Annotated in this window: 28 protein-coding genes, 1 pseudogene and 1 riboswitch; of the genes and pseudogenes, 20 read left to right on the forward strand and 9 right to left on the reverse strand. The window is 58.6% G+C overall.

Annotated features, from left to right (window positions below; genetic code table 11):
- On the reverse strand, positions 1–778 hold a 778-nt coding region (locus RBQ93_RS11610; protein WP_320372281.1), incomplete at its 3' end, for an N-6 DNA methylase.
- A gap of 264 nt (positions 779–1,042) precedes the next feature.
- Here RBQ93_RS11610 and RBQ93_RS11615 point away from each other — a divergent pair.
- Together RBQ93_RS11615 and RBQ93_RS11620 are read left to right on the forward strand one after the other, a co-directional pair.
- Positions 1,043–1,300, forward strand: a complete 258-nt coding sequence (locus tag RBQ93_RS11615) for an AbrB/MazE/SpoVT family DNA-binding domain-containing protein (RefSeq protein WP_320372282.1) — start codon at positions 1,043–1,045, stop codon at positions 1,298–1,300.
- The gene (locus RBQ93_RS11620; RefSeq protein ID WP_320372283.1) at positions 1,294–1,695 is read left to right on the forward strand and encodes a type II toxin-antitoxin system PemK/MazF family toxin; all 402 of its coding nucleotides are present in this window, start codon (positions 1,294–1,296) and stop codon (positions 1,693–1,695) included. The genes RBQ93_RS11615 and RBQ93_RS11620 overlap by 7 nt, the downstream gene beginning before the upstream one ends.
- A gap of 62 nt (positions 1,696–1,757) precedes the next feature.
- On the opposite strand, the gene RBQ93_RS11625 is transcribed toward RBQ93_RS11620, so the two are convergent.
- From RBQ93_RS11625 to RBQ93_RS11640, 4 genes are all read right to left on the reverse strand, one after another.
- Complete coding sequence (locus RBQ93_RS11625) at positions 1,758–2,162, reverse strand: bacteriohemerythrin (RefSeq protein WP_320372284.1); 405 nt, start codon at positions 2,160–2,162, stop codon at positions 1,758–1,760.
- 120 nt (positions 2,163–2,282) lie between these two features.
- Complete coding sequence (locus tag RBQ93_RS11630) at positions 2,283–3,299, reverse strand: L,D-transpeptidase family protein (protein ID WP_320372285.1); 1,017 nt, start codon at positions 3,297–3,299, stop codon at positions 2,283–2,285.
- Between the two features lie 133 nt (positions 3,300–3,432).
- Entirely contained in the window at positions 3,433–3,795 is a 363-nt protein-coding gene (locus RBQ93_RS11635; RefSeq protein WP_320372286.1) for an Lpp/OprI family alanine-zipper lipoprotein, read from the reverse strand.
- Between the two features lie 25 nt (positions 3,796–3,820).
- Complete coding sequence (locus RBQ93_RS11640; RefSeq protein ID WP_320372287.1) at positions 3,821–5,137, reverse strand: L,D-transpeptidase family protein; 1,317 nt, start codon at positions 5,135–5,137, stop codon at positions 3,821–3,823.
- A gap of 104 nt (positions 5,138–5,241) precedes the next feature.
- Positions 5,242–5,318, reverse strand: a riboswitch (cyclic di-GMP riboswitch).
- 229 nt (positions 5,319–5,547) lie between these two features.
- Between RBQ93_RS11640 and RBQ93_RS11645 the strand changes: the two genes are divergently transcribed.
- The 6 genes from RBQ93_RS11645 to RBQ93_RS11670 all read left to right on the forward strand — a co-directional run bounded on the left by RBQ93_RS11645 (position 5,548) and on the right by RBQ93_RS11670 (position 9,865).
- Positions 5,548–6,612 carry a bifunctional methionine sulfoxide reductase B/A protein gene (locus RBQ93_RS11645; protein ID WP_320372288.1) on the forward strand — a complete coding sequence of 355 codons (1,065 nt, stop codon included), beginning with the start codon at positions 5,548–5,550 and terminating at the stop codon, positions 6,610–6,612.
- Between the two features lie 36 nt (positions 6,613–6,648).
- Complete coding sequence (locus tag RBQ93_RS11650) at positions 6,649–7,248, forward strand: ACP phosphodiesterase (RefSeq protein ID WP_320372289.1); 600 nt, start codon at positions 6,649–6,651, stop codon at positions 7,246–7,248.
- Positions 7,249–7,250: 2 nt separating this feature from the next.
- Positions 7,251–7,523: a YheU family protein gene (locus RBQ93_RS11655; RefSeq protein ID WP_320372290.1), complete on the forward strand. Its 273-nt coding sequence runs from the start codon at positions 7,251–7,253 to the stop codon at positions 7,521–7,523.
- Between the two features lie 37 nt (positions 7,524–7,560).
- Complete coding sequence (locus tag RBQ93_RS11660; protein ID WP_320372291.1) at positions 7,561–8,361, forward strand: M48 family metallopeptidase; 801 nt, start codon at positions 7,561–7,563, stop codon at positions 8,359–8,361.
- An 80-nt stretch (positions 8,362–8,441) separates the two neighbouring features.
- Complete coding sequence (locus tag RBQ93_RS11665; protein ID WP_413818383.1) at positions 8,442–8,837, forward strand: FKBP-type peptidyl-prolyl cis-trans isomerase; 396 nt, start codon at positions 8,442–8,444, stop codon at positions 8,835–8,837.
- A 50-nt stretch (positions 8,838–8,887) separates the two neighbouring features.
- The gene (locus RBQ93_RS11670; protein ID WP_320372293.1) at positions 8,888–9,865 is read left to right on the forward strand and encodes a calcium/sodium antiporter; all 978 of its coding nucleotides are present in this window, start codon (positions 8,888–8,890) and stop codon (positions 9,863–9,865) included.
- A gap of 85 nt (positions 9,866–9,950) precedes the next feature.
- Here the strand turns inward: RBQ93_RS11670 and RBQ93_RS11675 are convergent, their stop codons facing one another.
- The gene (locus RBQ93_RS11675) at positions 9,951–10,763 is read right to left on the reverse strand and encodes a J domain-containing protein (RefSeq protein ID WP_320372294.1); all 813 of its coding nucleotides are present in this window, start codon (positions 10,761–10,763) and stop codon (positions 9,951–9,953) included.
- 181 nt (positions 10,764–10,944) lie between these two features.
- Between RBQ93_RS11675 and RBQ93_RS11680 the strand changes: the two genes are divergently transcribed.
- From RBQ93_RS11680 to aroF, 3 genes are all read left to right on the forward strand, one after another.
- A complete protein-coding gene (locus RBQ93_RS11680) occupies positions 10,945–11,802 on the forward strand; it encodes an NAD(+)/NADH kinase (protein WP_320372295.1) in 858 nt (285 codons plus the stop codon).
- A gap of 6 nt (positions 11,803–11,808) precedes the next feature.
- Positions 11,809–13,473: a DNA repair protein RecN gene (gene recN / locus RBQ93_RS11685; protein ID WP_320372296.1), complete on the forward strand. Its 1,665-nt coding sequence runs from the start codon at positions 11,809–11,811 to the stop codon at positions 13,471–13,473.
- Positions 13,474–13,752: 279 nt separating this feature from the next.
- A complete protein-coding gene (gene aroF / locus RBQ93_RS11690; protein ID WP_320372297.1) occupies positions 13,753–14,772 on the forward strand; it encodes a 3-deoxy-7-phosphoheptulonate synthase in 1,020 nt (339 codons plus the stop codon).
- A 16-nt stretch (positions 14,773–14,788) separates the two neighbouring features.
- Here the strand turns inward: aroF and RBQ93_RS11695 are convergent, their stop codons facing one another.
- The gene (locus tag RBQ93_RS11695; RefSeq protein WP_320372298.1) at positions 14,789–16,036 is read right to left on the reverse strand and encodes a GAF and HD-GYP domain-containing protein; all 1,248 of its coding nucleotides are present in this window, start codon (positions 16,034–16,036) and stop codon (positions 14,789–14,791) included.
- A 143-nt stretch (positions 16,037–16,179) separates the two neighbouring features.
- On the opposite strand from RBQ93_RS11695, the gene RBQ93_RS11700 reads away from it, so the two are divergent.
- The 9 genes and pseudogenes from RBQ93_RS11700 to RBQ93_RS11740 all read left to right on the forward strand — a co-directional run.
- A complete protein-coding gene (locus RBQ93_RS11700; protein ID WP_320372299.1) occupies positions 16,180–16,620 on the forward strand; it encodes a hypothetical protein in 441 nt (146 codons plus the stop codon).
- 29 nt (positions 16,621–16,649) lie between these two features.
- A complete protein-coding gene (gene gcvT, locus RBQ93_RS11705) occupies positions 16,650–17,750 on the forward strand; it encodes a glycine cleavage system aminomethyltransferase GcvT (protein WP_320372300.1) in 1,101 nt (366 codons plus the stop codon).
- Positions 17,751–17,784: 34 nt separating this feature from the next.
- The gene (locus RBQ93_RS11710; RefSeq protein WP_320372301.1) at positions 17,785–18,195 is read left to right on the forward strand and encodes a DUF3617 domain-containing protein; all 411 of its coding nucleotides are present in this window, start codon (positions 17,785–17,787) and stop codon (positions 18,193–18,195) included.
- A gap of 38 nt (positions 18,196–18,233) precedes the next feature.
- A complete protein-coding gene (gcvH, locus tag RBQ93_RS11715; RefSeq protein ID WP_320372302.1) occupies positions 18,234–18,605 on the forward strand; it encodes a glycine cleavage system protein GcvH in 372 nt (123 codons plus the stop codon).
- A 9-nt stretch (positions 18,606–18,614) separates the two neighbouring features.
- Positions 18,615–19,958: an aminomethyl-transferring glycine dehydrogenase subunit GcvPA gene (gene gcvPA, locus RBQ93_RS11720; RefSeq protein WP_320372303.1), complete on the forward strand. Its 1,344-nt coding sequence runs from the start codon at positions 18,615–18,617 to the stop codon at positions 19,956–19,958.
- The gene (gene gcvPB / locus RBQ93_RS11725) at positions 19,949–21,394 is read left to right on the forward strand and encodes an aminomethyl-transferring glycine dehydrogenase subunit GcvPB (RefSeq protein ID WP_320372304.1); all 1,446 of its coding nucleotides are present in this window, start codon (positions 19,949–19,951) and stop codon (positions 21,392–21,394) included. The genes gcvPA and gcvPB overlap by 10 nt, the downstream gene beginning before the upstream one ends.
- A 144-nt stretch (positions 21,395–21,538) precedes the next feature.
- The gene (gene vapB / locus RBQ93_RS11730) at positions 21,539–21,766 is read left to right on the forward strand and encodes a type II toxin-antitoxin system antitoxin VapB (RefSeq protein WP_320372305.1); all 228 of its coding nucleotides are present in this window, start codon (positions 21,539–21,541) and stop codon (positions 21,764–21,766) included.
- Positions 21,766–22,167: a type II toxin-antitoxin system tRNA(fMet)-specific endonuclease VapC gene (gene vapC, locus RBQ93_RS11735; protein WP_320372306.1), complete on the forward strand. Its 402-nt coding sequence runs from the start codon at positions 21,766–21,768 to the stop codon at positions 22,165–22,167. The genes vapB and vapC overlap by 1 nt, the downstream gene beginning before the upstream one ends.
- Positions 22,168–22,287: 120 nt before the next feature.
- Positions 22,288–23,019, forward strand: a pseudogene (locus RBQ93_RS11740) (IS30 family transposase); the annotation flags it as partial.
- Here the strand turns inward: RBQ93_RS11740 and RBQ93_RS11745 are convergent.
- Both RBQ93_RS11745 and RBQ93_RS11750 read right to left on the reverse strand, forming a co-directional pair.
- Entirely contained in the window at positions 22,996–23,223 is a 228-nt protein-coding gene (locus RBQ93_RS11745) for a hypothetical protein (protein WP_320372307.1), read from the reverse strand. The pseudogene RBQ93_RS11740 and the gene RBQ93_RS11745 overlap by 24 nt on opposite strands.
- A 3-nt stretch (positions 23,224–23,226) precedes the next feature.
- The gene (locus RBQ93_RS11750) at positions 23,227–23,880 is read right to left on the reverse strand and encodes a hypothetical protein (protein WP_320372308.1); all 654 of its coding nucleotides are present in this window, start codon (positions 23,878–23,880) and stop codon (positions 23,227–23,229) included.
- Positions 23,881–23,951 lie beyond the last annotated feature (71 nt).

Here is a 23,951-nt window from a genome sequence, read left to right on the forward strand (position 1 = left end):
CGATGCCGTGCAGGATCATGTTCATGATGGCGATGACATAGGCCAGCGACTTCTTTTCCTTGCCGTAGAAGGTGCGCTCCTGCAGGGTCTTCAGGTCAGCTGTAGTCAGGTTCCCCTGATTCTTCAGGTAATCGAATGCCTCGCACAAGAAGCCTGCTGAACCGACTGCACCGTCATAGATGCGTTGTCCTACGTTGGGTGCCACCACCTGCACGATGGCACGGATCAGCGGACGGGGGGTGTAGTACTCGCCGCCGTTCCTGCCCGCATTGCCCATGTTTTTGATCTTGGCTTCGTAGAGGTGGGAGAGTTCGTGCTTCTCGGTTTGAGAGCGGAAGCGCAGTTCGTCGATATGGTCGATGATCTCCCGCAGGTTGTAGCCGCTGTGGATCTTGTTCTTGATCTCACCGAAGATCTCACCGATCTTGTATTCAATGGTGTTGGGGCCTGTTGCTCGCTGCTTGAAACCGTGCAGATAAGGAAACAGTTTACGGTCCACAAAATCCCGCAGATCATCGCCGGTCAGGGCCTTGTTGTGATCCAGCGTGCCGTCTGCCGCTTTGGGGGCTGCCCAGCTTTCCCAACGGTACGGCTGATCCAGGATGTAGAAATAGTTCTTCCCCTCCAGCTCCGCTTCCATGGCCTTGTCCTGCTCCAGGCCATCCAGGTATTTCAGGAACAGCAGCCATGAGGTCTGCTCGGTGTAATCCAGTTCACTGCCACAACCTGCTTCTTTCCAGAGTACGTCGTCGATATTCTTGAAGGCTTGTTCAAACATGGGGGTCCTTGTGGTGATTGAATTGGCGGGAATTTTACGTTTTGTTGGGGGCGATTGCAATCATTGATCAAGCCAATTGTGGGTATTTCGCATCAGCATATGACAGCAGGGTCGCGTCTACATTCTTCGCAAAACAATCAAATCAGGGTTGGATGGGGGGGATGGCTTGAAGAATAGGGCGTTGGTGGCGTAACGGAAGAACCATTGACGGCTAGTCGTTATCTGTTTATACTATGTTTAAACTTGTGACGGGAGGGTTGCGTTATGGCGAATGTTGAAGCCGTTCTTGGCATAAAAAAATGGGGTAACAACCTGGGGGTGCGCTTGCCGGCCAATGTGGCAAAGGCTGCACATCTGCATCCCGATCAGATGGTTCGTGTTTCCGTTGATGACGGCAGCGTCACCATCACCCCGGTTGATGGATTGGAACTGACCCTTGAGCAGCGGCTGGCCCTGTTTGATCCGGCAAAGCATGGCGGAGAAGTAATGACTGTTGAACCGCTGGGGGCGGAAAAATGGTAAGCCCGTTCAAGGTGGTGCCGGGCGGCAAGCAGCCATGGGTTCCGGATCGGCAGGATATTATCTGGATCAACTGTAACCCGCAGGCAGGCAACGAAATGCGGGACATTCACCCCTTTCTGGTTATCTCCCCGAAGGCTTTCAACGAGCGGACGTCTCTGGTGATCGGCCTTCCCATGACCACTGCGGACTATAACGCTGACAACCCCTTTGCCGTTGCTGTAGGTACTGCCAAGGGGAAGAAAACCGGTAAAACAAGCTATGTTCTTTGCCACCAACCCAAGTCCTTTGACTGGCGCATCCGCAATGGAGCACCGCACCCTCTTAAACGCCTTGATGACCAGCTGTTTGCCGAATGTTGCGCCCGGCTGAATCAGATTATGCAATTGGCACGCTGATGAGTGAGATGGTAACTATTCCGGGGCGCGACGGCTACGCGCGGGAGCTGCGTAGCACGGGGTTACGCCGTTTGTGTTCTGAAAAATCTGCCGTAGTCGGCATCGGTGGTCAGTATGTGCTCCACAAGCCAGTTTTTCAGGAAGGTGAGCAGTTCCAGGGGCAGGGTGGGGTTGTCGGCGCTGACATCGCGCAGCATTTCAGTCACGCGGGCCGAGAATTTGTCATGTTCCGCCACGTGTTCTGCCAGTCTGGGATAGCCGTTGGCCTTCATCCAGTTTTCTTCTGCTGCGAAATGATAGGTTGCGTAGTCGGCCAGCGCTTCCAAAAGCTTGCCGACCTCTTCGAGAGGGGCCTTGGCGGTAAAGTCATCAAAGGCCTGGTTGAGGAGCTTCACCAGCTGCCGGTGGTGTTCGTCAAGTTGTGGAATCCCAAGCAGAAATTTGTCGTCCCAGTCAATTATCGGCATGCTCCGTTCTCCTTGCATGGTGTGTGTGGCGTAACTAGCCTACCATAAAAGTGGCCTCACACAAAACATCATGCCAGGTGCGGCGGATGATGCGGGTACACGGCCGCAGTGCCGTTCAGGTTAGGGGCGGATCTCGACGGTTGTGCCGTTTGGTACCAGTTTTTCAATCTCCTCGATCTCTTGGTTGGTAACGGCAATACAGCCCTGTGTCCAGTCAGCCTCGGTGTGCAGGCCACCGACCCACGAGAAGCCGTTCTTAATGCCATGGATCATGATATCTCCCCCGGGAGAGACACCAAGCTCCTTGGCCCGTTTCTTGTCTCGTTCGTTGGGATAGGAGATGCGCAGCGCGAGGTGGTAGCTACTGTTTCTGTTGCGCGATTCGATACGGTAGATCCCCTCCGGTGTCTTGTTGTCCCCCTGCCGCTCCTTGGGGCCGTTCGGGTTGCCCCCCAGGGCGATCGGGTAGCTTTTCAGCTCTTTTCCCCTTGCGAATAAAGTCAGCCGGCGCGCCTTTTTCTCGATCAGAATCCTGTCCGCCGGCCCGGTGGGGTTGGCAATACGTTCCGCCTGCAGGGCGTTGATTGTATCCTGTTTGCCTTTGAGTTCCTGTTCTAGCGCCGTGATGGTCTTCTGCAGGGCCGCACGTTCGTTGCTCCTGTCGTGCAGCTCCTGCCGCAGTGCCTCGATCTGGGCCTGCTGGGTGGCGATGGTGCTGTCCTTGGCCATCACCGTGCTGATGTTGAAGAGCATCAACTGGCTGTCTTTCCGGTAGGCGCTCTCCGGGTAGTCCCTGAGCAGCTGCTGAAAGCAGTCCTGGGCTTTTTGATAATCCTTCTGTCCGTTGCCGGGGTGGGCATGGATGATCCCCATCTCGAAAAGCGCCCGGTCTCCGGCCTCTGGTTCCTGTTCGATAATCTGCTGATAGCTGCCCAGCGACGCGCTGTACTCACCGCGGTTGAAGCGGTTGTTGGCCTCCCTGAAGGCATCCCTGGCCTGAAAGCCGTTGTTGAGGCCGCCGCAGCTGCAGAGCAGGAGTGGCACCACGATGCTGCAGACACGGGCAAGGGGCGCAAGACCAGCGAACCAGCACTGTTTGCTGCCCGTAGTTTTCTGGAACCATTTCAGTTCACGCATTGCCTCATCCTTTAGTGCCGGAGGACGCACAGATAGATACATGCTTGAAACATACAGCAAGTGGCAGGGTATCGCTACCCTGCCACCTCTGTGTCGGTTGTTATACCATCAGCAGCTTCAGTTGCACGACAGCTTACTTCTGCATTGAGCGGTGGAAGACAGCTTCAGCCTGTTTTGCCTTTTGATCAGCGCTTTGTGCCTTTTCATCGGCGATTCTGGCTTTCTCTTCGGCCAGCCGCTCTTTTTCCTCAGCCAGTTTCGCCCGCTCTTCTGCCATCTTCAGGGCATTTTCTGCGCGGGCAGCGGCAGCTTCAGCCTTGAGGGTGGCTGCATCGGCAGCAGCCTTGGCTGCCTGTGCATCCTGGGCTGCCTGATCAGCCTTTGCGCCGGTCAGCATCTGCTGGGATTGCACCTTCTCCAGGTCACTGGTTGTTGCACAGCCCCCCAGGGCAGCGGCAAGTACACACATCATCGAAACTGCGAGAACCTTTTTCATCATTGTTTACTCCTTTTCTTTGATATTAACGCCGTGCTGGTTCAACCAGCCTGGCATCCAGCTCCAGATCCATCTTCAGTCGTCTGATAATCTCGCGGGCCTCTTTCTGATCGCTAAACGGCCCGGCTATAACCTGATAACCAAACCCCTTTGAGACCATCCGTGCGGGGATGTGAGGCCCCTGATGGTTGATGATGGCGGCCAGCCGTGCCGCATCGGTCTCGTCCTGCAACTCAGCCACCAGCACCGACCAAGCATCCGCTGTAAGTTCGGCCAGTTTTGGCTTGTATCTCAGTTCTGTAGGATGCCGTACCTCGGTCGGCTCCATAATCTTGCTGGCGCTTCCCGGCCTGATCTCAAAGACAGGGACAGGTATCCCGCGCGCCTCGGCCAGTACCGTTTTTACCTTGTCCCAGTCAAGCGGGCGTCCGGCTGCCGTTTCAACCGCCTTCAGCTTGCGGTAGACCTTGTCAAGTTCGTCCTGGTCCAATTCCTCCGCCGGTCCGTGCACCTCCAGGTAGATCACCCCGTTGCGCAGGCCCACCAGATACGGCTGGTTAATGATGTTGACCGGCGTTTTGGCCGGGGTGATCCCGTAGAGCCGTTTGACATCCTCCGGATACAGCCGAAAACAGCCGTTGCTGGCCCGCAGTCCGATGCTGGCCGGTTTGTTGGTGCCGTGGATCAGGTAGCTCGGGGCGCTCAGATACAGCGCATACTCCCCCAGGGGGTTATCCGGCCCCGGAGGCACCACCGCAGGCAGCACATCCCCTTTTTTAAGATGGGCCTTGGCAATGGAGGTCGGCACATACCAGCTGGGGCGGTATGCCTTGCGCTCCACCCGCATCTGCCCGGTGGGGGAGGGGCGATCCTCGGTGCCCACACCAACCGGGTAGGTGACCACCGACAGCGAATCCCCCCTATCCTTGAAGGTAAACAGCCGCATGGTGGCCAGATTGATCACAACCCCCTTCCTGGTCGTATCCGGTAGAATGAAGAAATGAGGCAGGATCAGCCGCTTGCCATCCTCGGGCAGCCAGATATCCACTCCGGGATTGGCTGCAGTCAGGCTATTCAGACCCAGGCCGTAGTGCCTGGCAATGTCCGGTAGCGTATCCCCTTGTTCAAGACGGACGTAGCGCAACCGGCCGATGATGTCTTCCCCCTTGGCAACCGAAAACTCGTTCTGCTCAAAGGCCTGTTCCTGTTCGCCGGCAGCTGAAGGGAATTCTTCATAGACCGCCGTCATGGTCGCACAGCCCTGCAGCGCGGCAAGCATGGCCAGGAACGCCATGCGACGCAATGTAGCGGGAAGGGAGAGCAGTCTGATGATCCTGAACATAGGGTGTAAAGGGTCCTTTCAAGGCATCTGGTGTCGGGCGGCTGACGGTTCCTCGGTGCTGCAGGCACAAAAAAAGCCGGGTTGCCGAATCTCGTGAAAGATATTTCGGCAACCCGGCTGTCTCGGTGAGACCCTGTAGGCTTTCCGCCCCATCCTCGCGGATGGTTTAGTATTATCGTGTACCTGCTAGCACTATTTGTGAGCTGCGGCGCACCATAGCAAAAGCATCTTGCGGATAGCAACCATTTTTTATCAGCTCCCGGTTATCTGCGGTGTACGGCCCCTAGCAGGTGTCGTGACAGCCAGAAAGCAACCTTCATCCACGCATATCGCCGGCTTCAGGTCGGCCTGCTTTTTTTTGTTGGCGACTTTGAGACCAGCGCGGTAACCTGACTAAAAGGAGGGTCGGTATGCGACGACCATGGCATCTGCTCATCCTGCTGCTGGTAGTATCGGTTGGTTACGCCTGTCTGGCGTCCTGCGACAATAACCCGAAAACGGTGAACCAGATGAACGAACAAGCAACGGTATATCCCACGGCATCGGCTGATCAGCTGAAAAAGAAGCTGACCCCGGAACAGTTCAGGGTCACCCAGCAGTGCGGCACCGAGCCGCCCTTCAACAATGCCTACTGGAACAATCATGCCCCTGGGATCTATGTGGACGTGGTTTCCGGCGAGGCGCTGTTCAGTTCCCAGCACAAGTTCGATTCCGGCACCGGTTGGCCCAGCTTCAGCCGACCGTTGGAGGCGGATCACCTGGTCAAAAAAGCTGATACCAGCCATGGCATGCAGCGCACCGAGGTCCGCTCCAGGCATGCCGATTCCCATCTGGGCCACCTGTTTGACGACGGTCCGGGGGAGACCAAGCAGCGCTACTGCATCAATTCGGCAGCCCTGCGCTTTATCCCTGCCGGCCAGCTGTGGAGCGAGGGCTATGGCCGGTATGTGCCGGACTTTGAGGCGGCCGGGGTCACCACTGATGCCCCTGCACAGGAGACAGCGCTGCTGGCTGGGGGCTGTTTCTGGGGGATGCAGGAGATCCTGCGCACAATACCCGGGGTGATCGCAACCCAGGTCGGCTATACCGGCGGCCATCTGAAAAACCCGCGTTACGAGGACACCCATGATTCCAAGAGCGGCCACGCCGAGAGTGTCGAGGTGGTGTTCGATCCACGGAAATTGAGCTATGAAGAGCTGCTGCAGGGGTGGTTCTTCAGGATGCATGATCCAACCACCAAGGATCGTCAGGGCAATGACCGCGGCAGCCAGTATCGTTCAGCCATCTTCTATACCAACAGCGTGCAAAGGCAGGTTGCGGAATGGGTTAAGATGACCGTGGATGCCTCCGGCCGCTGGAAGGCGCCGCTGGTCACCGAAATTACCAAGGCCGACACCTTTTATCGGGCGGAAGACTATCATCAGGATTACCTGCAGAAGAACCCCGGCGGCTATACCTGTCACTACCTCCGCTAGCACGGGCGGGCATGCAGCAATCACGTCAGGCACCCTATGAATTTTCTGTTCCACATGCTACTTTCCGGCACCGACGATCAGCTGCTGCTGGGCAATTTTATGGGTGATTTTGTCAAGGGCAGCCTGCAGGACCGTTTTGCGCCACGGGTACGTGACGGCGTTCAGTTGCACCGCCGGATTGATTCCTATGCCGAGCAGCATCCGCTCTTTCGGCAGAGCCGCCACCGTCTGGCACCGGAGTACGGGCTGTATCGCGGGGTGATGGTGGATCTCTTCTACGATTACTTTCTGGTCAATAGCTGGCATGTATGGTCGGCAGAACCGTTCGACCGTTTTCTGGTCAGGACGCGGGGCGTGGTGGAGGATAATCGTGCCATGTTGCCGACGGCGATGCAGCCGCTGGTGCCGGTGATCTTTGAAGAACTGCTGCCGTCCTATGCAACCATTGAGGGGATCGGTCAGGCCCTCAGCCGGATGTCACGCCGGATTTCCCGGCCGAACCCCCTGCAGGGCTGCGAGACGGAACTCAGCCGTCACCATCAGGCCTTGCAGTCTGATTTTCGCGGCTTTACGCCGGATTTGTGCCGGTTTGCGGCTGATCAAGACCTGCTGCTGGTCAAGACAGGGCAGGCATAGCCGTGGGCAGGCATGGTGACCATGAGGTGACCCTGGAGTACGATCAGCAGGACCAGCCCTCAGAAGAGGGGGTGGAGGTGCCGCTGGAGCGGATCGATCCGCAGACGTTGCGTCGTATGGTCGCGGCCTTTGTGTCGCGGGAGTGGTCGGAACTGTCCGACAGCGGTCACAGCCTGGATGACAAGATCGAGCAGGTACTGCAGCAGTTACGCCACAGGCAGGCCAAGGTGGTCTTTGACCTGACCAGCGAGACCTGGAATATCATTCCGATCTGATGCGGCTGCGAGCCGCAGGTCTAAAACGGAGGCATGTATGGTAATGCGAGTGCTGATGGTGGCAGTGGTGCTGGCAAGTCTGGTGACCGCCTGCAGTACGGTGCCGGTGACCGGTCGGGCCCAGCTCAACATGATCCCTGGTTCATCGATGATGTCGATGAGCCTGCAGCAGTATGACCAGTTTTTAAAAGAGAACAAGCTGAGCAGCAACAAGCAGCAGGCCGAGCTGGTGCGGCGGGTCGGCCTCCGGATCAGCCAGGCGGTGGAGCGCTACCTGATCGCCAACAGCATGCAGGACCAGGTCAAGAACTACCAGTGGGAGTTCAATCTGGTGGAAGATCCCCAGGTGAATGCCTGGTGCATGCCGGGCGGCAAGGTGGTGGTCTATACCGGCCTGTTGCCGGTGGCCATGGACGAGACCGGGCTGGCGGTGGTGATGGGTCATGAGATCGCCCACGCGGTTGCCGAGCATGGCAATGAGCGGATGAGCCAGCAGTTGCTGGCCCAGGCCGGCGGGGTGGCGCTCTCGACGGCCCTGGCCACCCGTCCGGCCGAGACCCAGCAGCTGTGGATGGCGGTGTACGGGGTGGGGGCGGAGTACGGCGCGCTGATGCCCTATGGCCGGCTGCACGAAAGCGAGGCCGATCACCTGGGTTTGGTCTTTATGACCATGGCCGGCTACAATCCGCAGGCGGCGGTACCGTTCTGGGAGCGGATGGCTGCCAAGAAGAGCGGTCAGGCTCAGCCGGAATGGTTGAGCACCCACCCGTCGGATACCACCCGTATCAACAAGATCAAGCAGCTGATTCCCGAAATTCAGAAAACATACGGCAAGTAGCGTTGTGCCGCACAGTGAAAGGTGGTTTAAAGATGCAGAATGTGGTGAAACTGGTGGCGGGTTGCATGGTGGCAGCACTGATGGCACTGCCGGTACAGGCGGCAGAGACGAGGAAACCTACGATGACACAGGCGATGACGACAACGGCTTCGGGGCTCAAGTACGTTGATCTGGTGGTGGGCACAGGCGCCTCACCGGTGCGGGGCAAGCAGGTCAAGGTGCATTATACCGGCACGCTGGAGAACGGCACTAAGTTCGACAGTTCGGTGGATCGACGGCAGCCGTTCAGCTTTGTGATCGGCGTGGGCCAGGTGATCAAGGGCTGGGATGAGGGTGTGATGGGTATGAAAGTGGGGGGCAAGCGCAAGCTGGTGATCCCTGCCAATCTGGGCTATGGCGCCCGCGGGGCTGGCGGCGTGATCCCGCCCCATGCCACCTTGCTGTTTGACGTTGAATTGCTGGACGTGCAAAAGTAGCCCGCTCGGGCCACTGCCTGAATTTTCGGAAAGAAACGGAACCTGAAAACATGTTGATGCCTTTATTGGCGGTACTGCTTGGTTTGGCGCTCTTGGTCTGGAGCGCTGATCGTTTTGTGGAAGGTGCAGCCTCGACAGCCCGACATGTTGGCATGTCGTCGCTGCTGATCGGCATGGTGGTGGTCGGTTTTGGCACCTCGGCCCCCGAGATGGTGGTGTCGGCGCTGGCCTCATGGCAGGGCAATCCCGGTATTGCCCTAGGTAACGCCTACGGTTCGAATATCACCAACATCGCTCTGATCCTGGGGCTGACCGCCCTGATCAGCCCGATTGCCGTGCATTCGCGGGTGCTGCGCAAGGAGTTGCCGATCCTGTCGCTGGTAACCATTTTCGTGCTGTTGCTGATGTATGACCGTACCTTGAGCAGGCTTGATGGATGGCTTCACCTGGCTGTGTTTGCCGGCCTGATGGGCTGGACCATCTGGGAGGGCATGCGACAGAAGGACGACGCCTTTGGCGAGGAGATGGAAGACGAGTTGGAGGAACAGGCCATGCCGATCAAGCGGGCCCTGTTCTGGCTGATAGTCGGTTTGATACTGCTGATCGCGAGCTCCCGCATCCTGGTCTGGGGGGCGGTGGCCATTGCCCACCAGCTGGGGATCAGCGACCTGATCATCGGCCTGACCGTTGTGGCGGTGGGCACCTCGCTGCCGGAACTGGCCTCCTCGATTATCGCGGTCAGACGCAACGAGCACGACATCGCCCTCGGCAATGTGCTCGGCTCCAACCTGTTCAATACCCTGGCGGTGGTCGGGATTGCCGGTACGATTCGGCCGCTTGGATTTGATCCGAGTGTGGTTTCACGGGATATGCTGACGATGACGGTACTGACGGTCTCGCTCTTCCTGTTCGGCTACGGTTTCCGCGGTCCGGGCAGGATCAACCGGATCGAGGGGGCGCTGCTGTTGGCCTGTTATCTGGGGTATACGGCCTATTTGATGACCAGCGTGTTTGGGCAGGGGAGCTGATTCTACTCTATTTGTAGGTTGCTCAGTAGCAAGGCAATCTCCCACAGGCCGGGAGGTTGCCTTTTTCATCTGTGTGCCATCAAGGTCAGGGTGTGTCTGGTCTGCTTACCCGTTCGATCATCAGCTGCCGGTCGTGACGCTCCAGCAGTATCTGCTGGTTGTGCTGCTCCATTTCACGGGCTGCCGTCGAAAGCTGATAGGTGGTCAGTAGTTTGTTTTTGATAAAGTAGCTGCCGAGCGGTTTTTGCAGGCTTCGCTGCAGGCGGAGCAGTTGCACCACCTGAGATTCGGCCAGAAACCCCAGCTTGATGGCCCGCTCGCCGAACTGACCGCTAACGGTTTTTGATTCCAGTATCCGCTGCACCTCGGTGGCGCTGAGCAGCTTGGCCTTCAAGGCAAGCGCGCCGAGCGGCGGGCGCATCGCCTGCTGCCAGACCAGGGCCTGCACCAGCGCTTCGTAGGGGATCTTGCCGGTGTAGTAGAGGTAGAGCCCGATCCGCAGCGGAATGGTGGGCATCGGGCCGGAATACATGGTTCGTTTGGGGCATTTCAGGACTTGCGCCGCTTTTCTGGGCCGCGGGCGTGCCGTTGACGGTTGGGGTGGTGACTCTTTTGGGGGACGTGTGCGAGGACGTGATTCTTTGGGCTTTTGCTGGGCTATCCGTCGTGCCTCGGCGTGTTTCAACAGCAGTTCGTAGGCCTCGGTCACCCGCCGGAAGCTGGCCGCCGAACGATCCGGAGTCACGTCGGGATGAACCTGCTTCACGGCCCGGCGGTAGGCCCGCTTGATCTCGTTGACCTGCAGCAGCGGAATGCTGGTGACCTGCCCTTTGCCGAAGAGCAGGTTGCAGGCCGAAACCAATTCTCCATAGGGAAGATGATGTGAGCATTCTGCCATAGCGTGTCTCAGCCCTGTCTGGCGGTTTGTGCGTTGTGCACGTAGCTCATCGACGTTTCAACAATACACAAAAACAGGCGTATGTAAAGTCAGCCACCTGCCTGCACGTTCTGCGGTTGGACAAGCTCAGGCAGCTATGGTAAGAAGAAGCACATTTTACTTGTGACCGGGACAGAAAGCCATGAAACAGGTAGCCATTTTTGCCAAGGTGCATGATCCCCGCTGTCAGGGGGTGGCCAGTGAGCTGATCGCCTGGCTTGAAGAGCGCAACTGCGTGCCGTTGGTGGAGGCTCACCTGGCCCGCCACATGGGCTGCGCCAATGGTGTCTCCGAAGAGGAGATGCGCGATACGGCCCAGTTGGTGGTGGTGCTGGGGGGCGATGGTACCCTGATCTCGGTAGCCCGCCTGTTCAGCGGTCGCCAGGTGCCGATCCTGGGAGTCAACCTGGGCAGCCTGGGGTTCTTGACCGAGATTACGGTGGAAGAACTGTACCCGGTGCTGGAGCGCTGCCTGGAGGGCAACCTGCGCCTCTCGGAGCGGATGATGCTGGAGGTGGTGGTGACCCGCGGCGACACCGAGCTGACCCACTGCCATGTGCTGAACGATGTGGTGATCAACAAGGGGGCCCTGGCCCGGATCATCGAACTTGAGACCACCGTTGACCGCTACAACCTGACCACCTTCAAGGCCGATGGCCTGATCATCTCCACCCCCACCGGCTCCACCGGCTATTCCATGTCGGCCGGCGGGCCAATCGTGCACCCGGTGATGTGTTGCATCGTGATCACCCCGATCTGCCCCCACACCCTCACCAACCGGCCGATTGTGATCCCCGACCAGGCCGTGGTCAGGATCGTGGTCAAGTCATCCTTTGACGAGATGGTCTACCTGACCCTGGACGGCCAGGTGGGGGTCGAGCTGCAGGAGGGCGACACGGTGGAGGTGCGCCGCGCCGCGAAGACCACCGCCCTGGTGACCTCCCGCGACAAGGACTACTTCTCGATCCTGCGCACCAAGCTCAAGTGGGGGGAGCGCTAAGGCCCCATGCTGACTTTTCTCTCGATCCGCAACGTCGCCATCATCGAACAGCTGCACCTCTCCTTCGGGCCAGGACTGAACCTGCTGACCGGCGAGACCGGGGCCGGCAAGTCGATCATCATCGACGCCCTGACCCTGGCCTCCGGCGGCCGGGCCTCGGCCGACCTGATCCGAACCGGCGAGGAGGAGGCGGTGGTGGAGGCGGTCTTTGATATCGCCTGCCTTTCCGGCGTGCGGGCACATCTGGCAGAGGCGGGGTTTGATGACAACGATGAGCTGATCGTCAAGCGCTGCCTGACCCGCAGCGGTCGCAACCGGGTCTTTGTCAACGGCTCGCTGGCCACCCTGGCCCAGCTAAGCGAGCTGGGGCGACGGTTGGTGACGATCCACGGTCAACACGAATCCCAGGCCCTGCTGCGGCCCGAACAGCACCTGCAGCTGCTGGACAGCTATGCTGCGTGTGACAAAGTACGTCAGGAGTTTTCAGCCGCCTACGGTGCCTGGCATAAGCTGTCCGATCAACTGGCCCACTTTGACGAGCAGCAGCGGGATGCCGCCCACCGCCTTGATCTGCTGCGCTACCAGCTGGATGAGCTGGCCGCCGCCAATCTGCAGCCCGGCGAGGAAGAAGAACTGCTGGAACAGCGGCAGCTGCTGGTCCATGCCGAGCGTCTGGCCAGCGCCAGCGGCGGCGTGTTCGAGGGTCTCTATGACAGCGACGAAGCCCTGCTGGGTGAACTGCGCCGCATGGTGAGTGTGATCCGCGAGGCCGCCGCCATTGACCCGAAATTGACCGCAGTGGCAGAAACCCTGGATGGCGCCTATCTGCAGTTGGAGGATGCGGCTTTGCAGCTGCGGGATTATGCCGCCCGGATCGAGGCCGATCCGCTGGCGCTACAGCAGGCCGATGATCGGCTGGATCTGATCGGGCGACTGAAGAAGAAGTACGCCCCCAGCGTGGAAGAGTTGATCAGCCTGAAGGAGCGCCTGAACGATGAGCTGGCGGAGCTGGAGGGACGCTGCCGCTCCCGTGAGGAGCTGGAGCAGGCACTGGCCGCAGCCCGAGAGGCGATGGAGGCACGCGGCCGCGACCTGACGGCGGCCCGCCGCACAGCGGCTGACAAGCTGGCCAAGGCCCTGTCCGCCGAGGTGCACCAGCTGGCCATGCCCCACGCTGTGGTGCAGGTGGCCTTTGAGCAGCTGCCGGAACCCCGCAGCAGCGGCTGTGAGCGGGTGGAGTTCCTGTTCTCGCCCAACCCGGGCGAGACCCCGCGGCCGTTGGCGCGGGTGGCCTCCGGCGGCGAGTTGTCGCGGCTGATGCTGGCCTTTAAGCAGATCCTGCCGGAGGGGGAGGCTCCCAGTCTGGTGTTCGACGAGGTGGATACCGGCGTGGGAGGGGCGGTGGCCGGTATGATCGGCCGCAAGCTGAAAAACGTGGCTGCCGGCCAGCAGGTGTTCTGCATCACCCACCTGCCTCAGGTGGCGGCCTGGGCTACCCGGCATCTCAAGGTGGAAAAGCAGGTGCAGGATGGCCGCACCGTCACCAAGGTAGCCGAGCTCGACGGTCCGGGCGTGATCGACGAGCTGGCCCGGATGCTGGCTGGCGAGACCATCTCGGAGGCGGCCCGGCAGCACGCTGCTGAACTGATCGCTCAAGCATCGAAGATTTAATGTCTTGACAAGGTGAGCCCTTGCGTGCTTAAAAATATGTACATGTCAAACGCACTCTGCTACCGCTCCTTTTTCGGGTTTTTCTGGTACGGCTTTTATTTTGGGCCGTCTGCCCGGGCGAGTGTGTACGCAGCGTAACCACCAAACTACACAGCTGAAAGCCGGGGCAGACGGAATGAAGAGTCGCCCCGGCTTTTTTACGTTTTGTCAGTGCTTAAAACGATCCAAGGCCGGGGGACTCCCTCCGGCCTTGTGTTTTTGGCGCAAAGGAGAGACTAAATGATCGTGGTCATGAAGGCAGGGGCAGGCAAAAAGGAGCGGGACGAAGTGCTGAAACGGATCAAGGAGTTGGGCTACAAACCCCACGTGATCCACGGTACCACCCGGGATGTGATCGGCGCCATCGGCGACGAACGGGGCAAGCTGGTGCTGCAGTCATTGGAGAGCATGCAGGGGGTGGAGAATGTGGTGCCGATCCTGCAGCCCTATAAACTGGCCTCCAGCGAGGTCAAGAAGGAGGCGAGCCAGGTGCGGATCAGCGACGGCGTGGTGATCGGGGGCAAGCAGGTGATCGTGATGGCCGGCCCCTGTTCGGTGGAGAGTGAACAGCAGATCATGGAGAGCGCCCGGCAGGTCAAGACGGCCGGTGCCCATGTGCTGCGGGGCGGCGCCTTCAAGCCGCGCACCTCGCCCTATTCGTTCCAGGGGATGGAGGAGGAGGGCTTGAAGCTCTTGGCTCAGGCCCGCGCCGAGACCGGCCTGCCGGTGGTGACCGAGGTGATCAACCCCGAGACGGTGGAACTGGTGGCCTCCTATGCCGATATTCTGCAGATCGGCGCCCGCAATGCCCAAAACTTCGCCCTGTTGAAAAAGGTGGGCCAGTGCGGCAAGCCGGTGCTGCTCAAACGGGGCATGGCCATGACCATCCAGGAATTTTTGATGAGCGCCGAGTACATCATGAGCGAGGGCAACCAGGGGGTAATCCTCTGCGAGCGGGGCATCCGCACCTTTGAGACCGCCACCCGCAACACGCTGGATCTTTCGGCCATACCGGTGCTAAAGAGCAAGACCCACCTGCCGGTGGTGGTTGACCCGTCCCATGGTACCGGCAACTACCACTACGTGGCGCCGATGTGCTACGCCGCTATTGCCGCCGGGGCCGACGGTCTGATTGTCGAGGTGCACCCCGATCCGGAGCGGGCCTCCAGCGACGGGCCCCAGTCGCTGAAACCGAAGAAGTTCGAGGCGATGATGGCGCGGTTGCGGCTGTTTGCCGAGGCCGCCGAGCGTACGTTGTAAAAACTACTGCGGAGCCTTAATTGTGGGCGTCCGGCGGGTCGGGGAACTGGGCGGCGATCTGCCGCATGGTGTCGACGCTCTCCAGAAAGACCTCCATCAGTTCCGGGTCGAACACGGTGCCGCTGTCTTTTTTGAGCTCCTCTAGCACCGCTGCCTCATCCCAGGCCTCTTTGTAGCAGCGACGGTTGGAGAGGGCGTCATACACATCGGCAATGGCCACTATCCGGCCGAAGAGGGGGATCTCTTCCCCCTTTTTGCCGCGGGCCGTGCCGTCAGGCTGCTCATAGCCCGGCAACGGTTTGAGCGTGGCCAGGCTGATATGGCCGGGGTAGCCGTTGCCGTCCCAGTGTTCGTGGTGGTTTAGGGCCACGGTGGCCGCGGCCTCGTCCAGTTCTGAGTAGAGGTCGGGGAACAGGCGGGCGCCATGGACGGTGTGCAGCTTCATCAGCTCGTATTCATCGGGGGTAAAGCGGCCCGGTTTTTTGAGGATCGTGTCGGAGATGGCCACCTTGCCCACGTCATGCAGCATGGCCGCCATCCGCAAAATGTCGCGGGTGCGGTCCACCTCGTCGCCGCCCAAGCCTTTACGGGCGGCCCAGCCCTCAAACAGGGCCACCGCATAGGCCGCCACCCGGTTGACGTGGGGGCCAGTCTCCTTGGGGTCCCGCAGTTCGGCCATACGGTTCATCCGCAGGATGATCTCGCGGGTCATCTTGGCCCGTTCGATGGCGTTGGCGGCGGTGACGGCAAAGTAGTGAATGCCGCTTTCGTCATCACCCTGGAACGGCACCACGCTGTTGTCCGGCTGCTTGGCGTTGATCAGCTGCAGCACACCGACCGTCTCGCCGCGCATGCTGGTAAGCGGGAAGACCAGCTGCGAGACGGTGCGGTAGCTGGTCAGGGCGTCGAAGGAGCGGTTGAAGGAGTAGGGGGCGCTGCCGTCCAGCTGGTAGACGTCGGGGATGTTGAGCATGTGGCCTGTGGCTGCCACGTAGCCGGCGATGGAGCTGTTATCCACCGGGATGGTGATGTTGGTGTAAACCGATGTCCGGTGGGGCGCCAGTTGGCTATGGACCGTGTCGTTCTGTGAGTAGCGGGCGTAGAGCCAGCTGCCCTCCTTGACGTAGATCGTGCCGGCATCGCACCCGGTGAAGCTGCGGGCCTCGGAGAGGATCTTTTCCAGCAGCAGGTCGATATCCTTGATCTGCGAGATGTCCAACCCGAATTTGAGCAGCTGTTGCAAGGTGTCGTTGTAGCTTTTCATGGTTTGCCTCCTGCCTTCTACACCAGTGCCAGTGTACCCCAACCCCGCTGTTCTGCAACCGACGATCAGCGTCCCACTTTCCGATTGCAGCCCCTGATCCGATGCACTAGGATGGGGCACCATTCCTTTGCCAGGAGTAGACCATGCTCCCCATCCGTTTTCGTGCTCTTGTCTGCTGTTGTCTCCTGCTGTGCACAGTGCCTGCCTGGGCCGACCAGCGCAGCGACCCCCGCGAACAGGCCCTGTCCGACGCCCTCGACCTGTGGCGCGAGGGGCGTTTTGAGCAACTCTACGATTCCCTTTCCCATCGCAGTGGCATGACCAGAGAGCGTTTTGCCCAGACCATGCGCGATGCCGCCCGGCGTCCGGCCTGCTGCTTTACCAAACTGCGCGATTTCCGGCTGATTGAGGAGCGCAAGACCACTGCCAAGGTCTTTGCCCGGGTCGGCATGGAGGGCAGCTATGGCAGCAACGATGGCAGCCAGAGCCGCGAGTTTACCCTCGATCACGAAGAAAACCGCTGGAAACCCCGCCTGAGCGAGATCAGGGCCCTGTCCGGCCAGGCCAAGAGCACGCGTAACTAAACCAATCTGGCTGCTGCAAAGGAGCTGTCATGTCAGGCAAGAGCGATTCGTTGTCGGTTACGCCTCTCAATAGCCAGCACCGGGCCTTGGGTGCGCTGATGGCCCCCTTTGGCGGCTGGGAGATGCCGATCCAGTACGAGGGGATCATCGCCGAACATCGCTGGTGCCGCGAGCAGGCGGCCCTGTTCGATATCTGCCACATGGGCGAGTTCCTGTTCAAGGGCGATATCCCCGCCAGCGGCCTGGAGGAGCTGTTTACCTTCTCGGTGGCTGCCATTCCGGTGGGTCGCTCCAAGTACGGTTTTCTGCTGAACGAACAGGGTGGCATCATCGACGACCTGATCGTGTTCCGCTTTGCCGAGCAGGAGGCGATGATCGTGGTCAACGCCGCCACCGCCCCTCACGATTTTCAGGTGATCCGCAGCCGGCTGCATGGCGGCAGTCTGGTCAACATCTCCGCCGCCACCGCCAAGCTGGATCTGCAGGGCCCTGAGTCCCGCGGGGTGCTGACCACCATCTGCGGCGATCAGATCGCCCAGCTGCCCTATTTCAGGTTTGTAGCGCTGGATCTGCTGGGGGTGCCGGCCGTGGTCAGCCGCACCGGTTACACTGGCGAACTGGGCTACGAGATATTTCTGCCAGCCGCCAAGGTGGCCGAGCTGTGGCAGTTGCTGCTGGCCGACCCGCGGGTCAAACCAGCCGGGCTGGGGGCTCGCGACCTGCTGCGGTTGGAGGTGGGCTATTCGCTCTACAGCAGTGACCTTGACCAGCAGACCACGCCGCTGGAGGCCGGGCTGGAGGCCTTTGTCAATTTTGACAAAAATTTCGTCGGTAAAGCGGCCTTGTTGCAGCAGCAGGCAGCGGGCGTGGCACGACGCAAGATCGCCTTTACGGTCAACTCCCGCCGCGCTCCCCGCCACGGCTACCAGATCCAGGCCGACGGGCGCACCATCGGCGAGGTGACCAGCGGTGTCTTTTCACCCATGCTGGGCTGCGGCATCGGCCTGGGCTACGTGGAATCGGCCCATGCCGCGCTGGGCACGGCGCTGACCGTCTGCCAGGAGCGGGTCAGCCTGGAGGCCACGGTCTGCAGCCTGCCGTTCTACAGCGGCGGTTCCCTGCGGAACTGATCCTGGTTACGCATCACACCTTAAGGAGGCAGTTATGAAAATCATCCTGTGCGTTGTTGCCGTCATGTTGTCGGTTGTTCCCGTCTTTGGCGCAGAGCCTATCCGTGAGGGCTGGTGGGAGGTGTCCACCACCACCGTGATGCCCGGCATGCCGATGCAGCTGCCGCCCAGCGTGATCAAGCACTGCTACAGCAAGGAGGATGTCAAGGATCAGGCCAAGGTGGTGGCCGGCGGCAACAAGGATTGCAAGATGACCAGTTACAAGGTTTCCGGCAATAAGGTGACCTGGTCCATGGTCTGCACCGGCCAGAGCGCCGGCACCTTCAGCGGCGAGACCATCTTCAGCCCCAACAGCTATGTCTCGACCATGCAGATGAAGTCCCAGGGCCAGAACATCAGCATGAAGATGAACGCCAAACGGCTGGGCGACTGCCCGAAACGATAATCGCACACCAGCATCCCATCTAAAGGAGACACGCAGCGATGAGTATCTATTTTACCAAAGAGCATGAGTGGGCCAGGGTCAGCGGCAACCTGGCGCAGGTGGGGATCAGCGAGCATGCCGCCCATGAACTGGGGGACGTGACCTTTGTGGAGCTGCCGCCAGTGGGCAAGCAGGTCAAGCAGGGCGAGGTGCTGGCGGCCATCGAATCGGTCAAGGCGGCCAGCGACATCTACGCCCCGCTGTCCGGTAAGGTGGTCAAAGTCAATAGCGTTCTAGATGCAACACCGGAGCAGGTCAACGAAAGCCCGGAACAGTCCGCCTGGATGCTGGAGCTCGAACTGAGCGATCCGGCCGAGGTGGGCAGCCTGATGAACAAGGAACAGTACGACGCCTATCTGAAGACCCTGTAGGAGCGTTCCATGACCAGCCACTACTGTCCCCACACCCCGCAGGAGATCCGGGAGATGCTGGACGCCATCGGCGTGGCCAGCATCGAAGAGCTGTTCGCCCCGATCCCGGCTGAACTGCGGGCCACAACCTTCAACCTGCCGCCCGGCAGGTCCGAGTTCGAGACTTATGCCCGGATGCAGCAATTGGCGGCTGACAACTGCAGCCAGCTGTCCCTGTTCATCGGCGGCGGCTGCTACGATCACCTGATCCCGGCCGCGGTGGACCACCTGGCCGGCCGGGCCGAGTTCTACACCGCCTACACCCCTTACCAGCCGGAGTGTTCGCAAGGCACCCTGCAGGCCCTGTTCGAGTACCAGACCGCCATCTGTCGCCTGACCGGCCTGGAGGTCAGCAACGCCTCGCTGTACGACGGCGCCACCGCCCTGGCGGAAGGGGCCCTGATGGCGCTTAGGGCCACCAACCGCAGCAAGCTGCTGGTGGATGGCTGCGTCTCACCCATCGCCCGTCAGGTGCTGGCCACCTACCTCTCCAACCTGGAGGTGGAGATCGTCGAGCTGCCGCCGCTGGACGGCCTGCTGAACCGGCAGGAGCTGGCTGCGCAGCTGGATGGCGACACCGCCGCCCTGCTGGTGCAGTACCCCAACGTCTTCGGCTGTGTGGAGGATTTCAGCGCCGTGGCCGAGCAGGTACATGCCGCAGGCGGCCTGCTGGTGACCGCGGTCTATCCGGTGGCCCTGGGGATGCTGAAATCACCGGCCGAGATCGGTGCCGACATCGCGGTGGGGGATGGCCAGTCGCTGGGTAATCCGCTCTCCTTCGGCGGCCCTTCCTTTGGCTTCATTGCGGCCAAAAAGGCCTACATCCGCAACATGCCGGGCCGGATCGTGGGGGAGACCGTCGACAAAAACGGCCAGCGCGGCTTCGTGCTGACCCTGCAGGCCCGCGAACAGCATATCAAGCGCCACAAGGCCACCTCCAACATCTGCAGCAACCAGTCGTTGTGTGCCTTGCGGGGGCTGATCTTCCTGTCGGCCCTGGGCCGCGATGGGCTGGTTGAGCTGGCCCAGCTCAACTACGACAAGGCCCAGTACGCCAAGGCCTGCCTGGCTCGTATCCCCGGTGTGACGGTGCTGCAAAGCGCCCCCAGCTTCAACGAATTCACGGTCAGCCTGCCCAAGCAGGCCGATCAGGTGGTAGCGGCACTGCTGGCCAAGGGGATCGTGGCCGGTCTGCCGTTGGGTCAGTACTTTGAGGGCTCTGAGAACCTGATGGTGGTGACCGTGACCGAGAAGCGCAGCAAAAAAGAGATCGATCTGCTGGTGAAGGAGCTGGAGGTGGCGCTATGCAACTGATCTTCGAGCAATCGGTGCCTGGACGGAAGGGCGTGACGCTGCCGGCCTGCGACGTGCCACGGGCCGCTGCCCTGCCGGAAGGTCTGCGCCGGGCTGAGCCGGCCGCCCTGCCGGAACTGTCCGAGCTGGACCTGGTGCGGCACTTCACCAACCTGTCCCGCCGCAACTTCTCGGTGGATACCCATTTCTACCCCTTGGGCTCCTGCACCATGAAGTACAACGCCAAGGTGCTGGAGAACGCCGCTACCCTGTTTAGCCCGCTGCACCCGCTGACCGCCCTGCTGCCGGGCGGCAGCGACCTCTGCCAGGGGGCGCTGGGCATGTTGTATGACCTGGGCCAGATGCTGGCCGACGTAACCGGCATGGATGAGGTGACCACCCAGCCGTTGGCCGGCGCCCATGGCGAGATGACCGGCATGCTGCTGATCGCCGCCTACCACAAGGCCAAGGGGAATAAGAAGAAGTACGTGGTGGTGCCCGATTCCTCCCACGGCACCAACCCGGCCTCGGCTGCCATGGTGGGCTACGAGATCATCACCATCCCCACCGCCCCCTACGGCGATATGGATCTGGAGCTGTTCAGGCAGGCCATGAACAACGAGGTGGCCGCGGTGATGATGACCTGCCCCAACACCCTGGGGCTGTTTAACCCGCACATCAAGGAGATCGCCGATATCGCCCACAGCCATGACGCCCTGATGTACTACGACGGCGCCAACCTGAACGCCATCATGGGCAAGGTGCGGCCCGGCGATGTGGGCTTTGACGTGATTCACGTCAACCTGCACAAGACCTTCGGTACCCCCCACGGCGGCGGCGGTCCCGGTTCAGGCCCGGTGGGGGTCAAGCAGGCGTTGGTCCCGTTCCTGCCGATGCCCCGCATCGTGCATGACGATGATTCAGGGCAGTTGCGGGTGCAGACCGACAGCCCCCGGACCATCGGCCGCACCGCCAACTTCTTCGGCAACTTCGGGGTGATGGTCAAGGCCTATACCTACATGATCATGCTGGGCAGGGAAGGGCTGATCCAGGTTTCCGAACAGGCGGTGCTGAACGCCAACTACATCAAGGAGAAGCTGAAAGGCTACTTTGAGCTGCCCTATGACCAGACCTGCATGCATGAGGCGGTCTTCTCTGCCTCAAAGCAGCTGGAACACGGCGTGCACGCCATCGATATCGCCAAGTTTCTGATCGACAAGGGCTACCATCCGCCCACGGTCTACTTCCCGCTGATCGTCAAAGAGGCGATCATGATCGAGCCGACCGAGACCGAGAGCAAGCAGACCCTGGATGCCTTTATCGAGGTGATGATTGAGGCGGCTCGGTTGGCCGAGAGCGATCCGGCAGCCTTTGCTGCCATGCCGGTCACCATGCCGGTTACCCGGCTGGATGAGACCAAGGCGGCCCGGGAGCAGAACGTCTGCTGCGTGGGGTAATGCTGGTCATTTGAACGCAAAAGCCGGCGGGGAATCATCCCAGCCGGCTTTTTTCGTAATGGGGCGGTGGTTTTCAAAAGAGCGCTTGCTAATCCCGGGACCTGAATATATATTAAAAATATATATTTTGCGGGAGGTGAAATCATGAAAACGGCAAAACTATTTCAAAACGGGCAAAGCCAGGCGGTCAGGCTACCCAAAGAGTTTCGTTTTGATGACAGTGAGGTCTTCATAAAAAAGACCGGCAATGTTGTTCAGTTGATTCCTCGGAGCGAATCATGGGATTGCCTGTTTAAAAGTCTTAAAAAGTTTTCCAGCGATTTCATGGCTGATCGCGTACAGCCAGAGCTTGATACGCGTGAGAGTTTCTGATGAAGCTGATGCTTGACACCAATATCTGCATTTACCTAATCAAGCAGCAACCAGCTGCCGTGCTCAGGCGTTTTCTTGACTATCAAGTCGGCGATATCGGCATTTCTGCCATTACGCTTTCAGAGCTACGTTACGGAGTGGCCAAGAGCGCACAGCACGAAAAAAATGCCAAGGCCCTTGATGAGTTTATTACGCCTCTGGAAGTGATTGTGTTTGATGAACAGGCCGCCTGTGCCTATGGTGATATTCGGGCCGCCCTTGAAAAAGCCGGTACGCCAATCGGCGCCATGGATATGCTGATTGCCGCCCATGCCGTTTCGTTAGGGCTGCCCCTGGTTACCAACAACGCACGAGAATTCGCACGTATTCCCGCCCTCCAGGTTGTCAATTGGCTTGATTGATCTGTCCAGCGGGGGGGCCGTGAAGCGCTGGACAGTTTTTCGGGGTAGGTTGTACGTACGTGTTTGTTGATACATTTATAGATATGTATACTGTCCCCGAAATAACATGTTGACACCAGGCTTCAGCTTGATTGGCCGCCAGAAGCCATAGCAGCACGGCTTAAGATTGATTATCCTGGCGACAAATTGATGCGCATCAGTGCTGAAACGATCTATCGCTGGGTTTACCTGGATGCGCGTCAGGGCGGTGACCTCTGCAGTCACTTGCGGCGGCGTCATCCGAAGCGTCGGCAGCAAAAACGGTATGGCTCCGGTCGTCGCTTCATACCGGGTCGTGTATCCATCGATCAGCGCCCTGCAATCGTTGCAACCCGCGAACGCCTCGGTGATTGGGAAGGCGACACCGTGGAGGGAGCTAAGGGCACAGGAGCTCTGGCAACGCATGTGGAGCGGAAGAGTCGTTACCTGTTGGCCGCCAAGCTGGCAGACAAGAAAGCTGCAACCATGAACGCCCAAAGCATCGAGGCCTTCCTGAAACTGCCGGAACATATGCGTTTGACTCTAACCGTTGATAACGGCAGAGAATTTTCACGGTTCAAAGAGCTTGAGGCTGAAACTGGTTTGTCGGTCTACTTTGCCGATCCCTATGCTGCATGGCAGCGCGGAACCAACGAAAACACAAACGGGCTGTTACGTTTCTATTTCCCGAAAGGGATAAACTTTCAGGAAGTTACAGAAGAAGAACTTGAAGCGGTCGTTGAACGAATCAATCATCGGCCGAGAAAATGCCTCAACTACCAGACACCACATGAATTTCTTGTTCAAAACTTAAGTGGTGCACTTGCAATTTGAATTCAGGAGTTTTTCAAAATAAGCTATTTGATCATTTGTTAGGTCATCACTATTTTTTACTGAAAATGTTATAGTATTGTTAATAATTTCAAAAGTAGCACCAACTATTTTGCCCGGAGTGCCACCGTATTGTACCGGCAACTCAGCAATTATAGCAATTGCGGCATTAGTCCCTGTCATTATTTTATCTAAGTTATCTGACATGCTTTACTCCACTTTTTTTATAAAGTTATTTAGCGTGACGTTATATTTTGAAAAAGATACAGCTGGCCTACCTGATATGTACTCAAATAGAATTGGAAGCCTAGACTTAGTTATTCTATCAAGCAAGTAGTTTTCTAAACCTATCCCGTTTTTGAAAAACATATTTGATTTTGACTTATCAAAGAAAAAATTAGCACCGAGTACTTTTTTAAAACTCAGCTGCTCAAAATTCATTTTTTTTGGTTTTAAGACATAAGTTTCTTTAGTAATGCTTTTCCTACTTATGTACAGTGCTTTAAATGTAATTGTTAAAAGGAATGAATAGCAGATTAAACAAACAAACATTATTAATGATGATAGTTTTATTATTAAATAAAATAAGCTATGATCATATTTTTTAATAATAGCTGGAACATATGCTATAAATGAAATTAATAATATTAGCTTGAATGCTGAAAATAAATATTTTTTTGTGCTGCTATATTTAATTACTAAAATAATATCATCGTCATTATTAATTTTTTTTAGAGAAGAAATAAATAAATCATTTGAATGATTATTGTCATAAAATGCGTTAGAACAATGATTGCAAATTAATAAACGAGCCTGTAAAATAGATTGTGTAAGTGGCAAAAATCGGTTGAAATCTGACCTCACAGGAGGAACCGATGGCCACTACCGACGAACTGCTCGATGCCTTGATGAAAGACTACAAGAAGCCCGAAGAC

It is taken from the genome of Trichlorobacter sp. (genome assembly GCF_034008105.1).
Taxonomy (GTDB): domain Bacteria; phylum Desulfobacterota; class Desulfuromonadia; order Geobacterales; family Pseudopelobacteraceae; genus Trichlorobacter.

What these genes read in the sequence shown, in the direction of transcription:
- RBQ93_RS11700 (WP_320372299.1), top strand. Translation starts at nt 16,180, where the DNA reads ATGCTCCCCATCCGTTTTCGTGCTCTTGTCTGCTGTTGTCTCCTGCTG.
- RBQ93_RS11710 (WP_320372301.1), top strand. Translation starts at nt 17,785, where the DNA reads ATGAAAATCATCCTGTGCGTTGTTGCCGTCATGTTGTCGGTTGTTCCC.
- RBQ93_RS11620 (WP_320372283.1), top strand. Translation starts at nt 1,294, where the DNA reads ATGGTAAGCCCGTTCAAGGTGGTGCCGGGCGGCAAGCAGCCATGGGTT.
- RBQ93_RS11625 (WP_320372284.1), bottom strand. Translation starts at nt 2,162, where the DNA reads ATGCCGATAATTGACTGGGACGACAAATTTCTGCTTGGGATTCCACAA.
- vapC (WP_320372306.1), top strand. Translation starts at nt 21,766, where the DNA reads ATGAAGCTGATGCTTGACACCAATATCTGCATTTACCTAATCAAGCAG.
- RBQ93_RS11670 (WP_320372293.1), top strand. Translation starts at nt 8,888, where the DNA reads ATGTTGATGCCTTTATTGGCGGTACTGCTTGGTTTGGCGCTCTTGGTC.
- RBQ93_RS11630 (WP_320372285.1), bottom strand. Translation starts at nt 3,299, where the DNA reads ATGCGTGAACTGAAATGGTTCCAGAAAACTACGGGCAGCAAACAGTGC.
- gcvT (WP_320372300.1), top strand. Translation starts at nt 16,650, where the DNA reads ATGTCAGGCAAGAGCGATTCGTTGTCGGTTACGCCTCTCAATAGCCAG.
- RBQ93_RS11650 (WP_320372289.1), top strand. Translation starts at nt 6,649, where the DNA reads ATGAATTTTCTGTTCCACATGCTACTTTCCGGCACCGACGATCAGCTG.
- vapB (WP_320372305.1), top strand. Translation starts at nt 21,539, where the DNA reads ATGAAAACGGCAAAACTATTTCAAAACGGGCAAAGCCAGGCGGTCAGG.
- RBQ93_RS11695 (WP_320372298.1), bottom strand. Translation starts at nt 16,036, where the DNA reads ATGAAAAGCTACAACGACACCTTGCAACAGCTGCTCAAATTCGGGTTG.
- gcvPA (WP_320372303.1), top strand. Translation starts at nt 18,615, where the DNA reads ATGACCAGCCACTACTGTCCCCACACCCCGCAGGAGATCCGGGAGATG.
- RBQ93_RS11635 (WP_320372286.1), bottom strand. Translation starts at nt 3,795, where the DNA reads ATGAAAAAGGTTCTCGCAGTTTCGATGATGTGTGTACTTGCCGCTGCC.
- RBQ93_RS11640 (WP_320372287.1), bottom strand. Translation starts at nt 5,137, where the DNA reads ATGTTCAGGATCATCAGACTGCTCTCCCTTCCCGCTACATTGCGTCGC.
- RBQ93_RS11660 (WP_320372291.1), top strand. Translation starts at nt 7,561, where the DNA reads ATGGTAATGCGAGTGCTGATGGTGGCAGTGGTGCTGGCAAGTCTGGTG.
- RBQ93_RS11745 (WP_320372307.1), bottom strand. Translation starts at nt 23,223, where the DNA reads ATGTCAGATAACTTAGATAAAATAATGACAGGGACTAATGCCGCAATT.
- RBQ93_RS11675 (WP_320372294.1), bottom strand. Translation starts at nt 10,763, where the DNA reads ATGGCAGAATGCTCACATCATCTTCCCTATGGAGAATTGGTTTCGGCC.
- RBQ93_RS11615 (WP_320372282.1), top strand. Translation starts at nt 1,043, where the DNA reads ATGGCGAATGTTGAAGCCGTTCTTGGCATAAAAAAATGGGGTAACAAC.
- gcvH (WP_320372302.1), top strand. Translation starts at nt 18,234, where the DNA reads ATGAGTATCTATTTTACCAAAGAGCATGAGTGGGCCAGGGTCAGCGGC.
- RBQ93_RS11665 (WP_413818383.1), top strand. Translation starts at nt 8,442, where the DNA reads ATGGCACTGCCGGTACAGGCGGCAGAGACGAGGAAACCTACGATGACA.
- gcvPB (WP_320372304.1), top strand. Translation starts at nt 19,949, where the DNA reads ATGCAACTGATCTTCGAGCAATCGGTGCCTGGACGGAAGGGCGTGACG.
- RBQ93_RS11645 (WP_320372288.1), top strand. Translation starts at nt 5,548, where the DNA reads ATGCGACGACCATGGCATCTGCTCATCCTGCTGCTGGTAGTATCGGTT.
- RBQ93_RS11680 (WP_320372295.1), top strand. Translation starts at nt 10,945, where the DNA reads ATGAAACAGGTAGCCATTTTTGCCAAGGTGCATGATCCCCGCTGTCAG.
- recN (WP_320372296.1), top strand. Translation starts at nt 11,809, where the DNA reads ATGCTGACTTTTCTCTCGATCCGCAACGTCGCCATCATCGAACAGCTG.
- aroF (WP_320372297.1), top strand. Translation starts at nt 13,753, where the DNA reads ATGATCGTGGTCATGAAGGCAGGGGCAGGCAAAAAGGAGCGGGACGAA.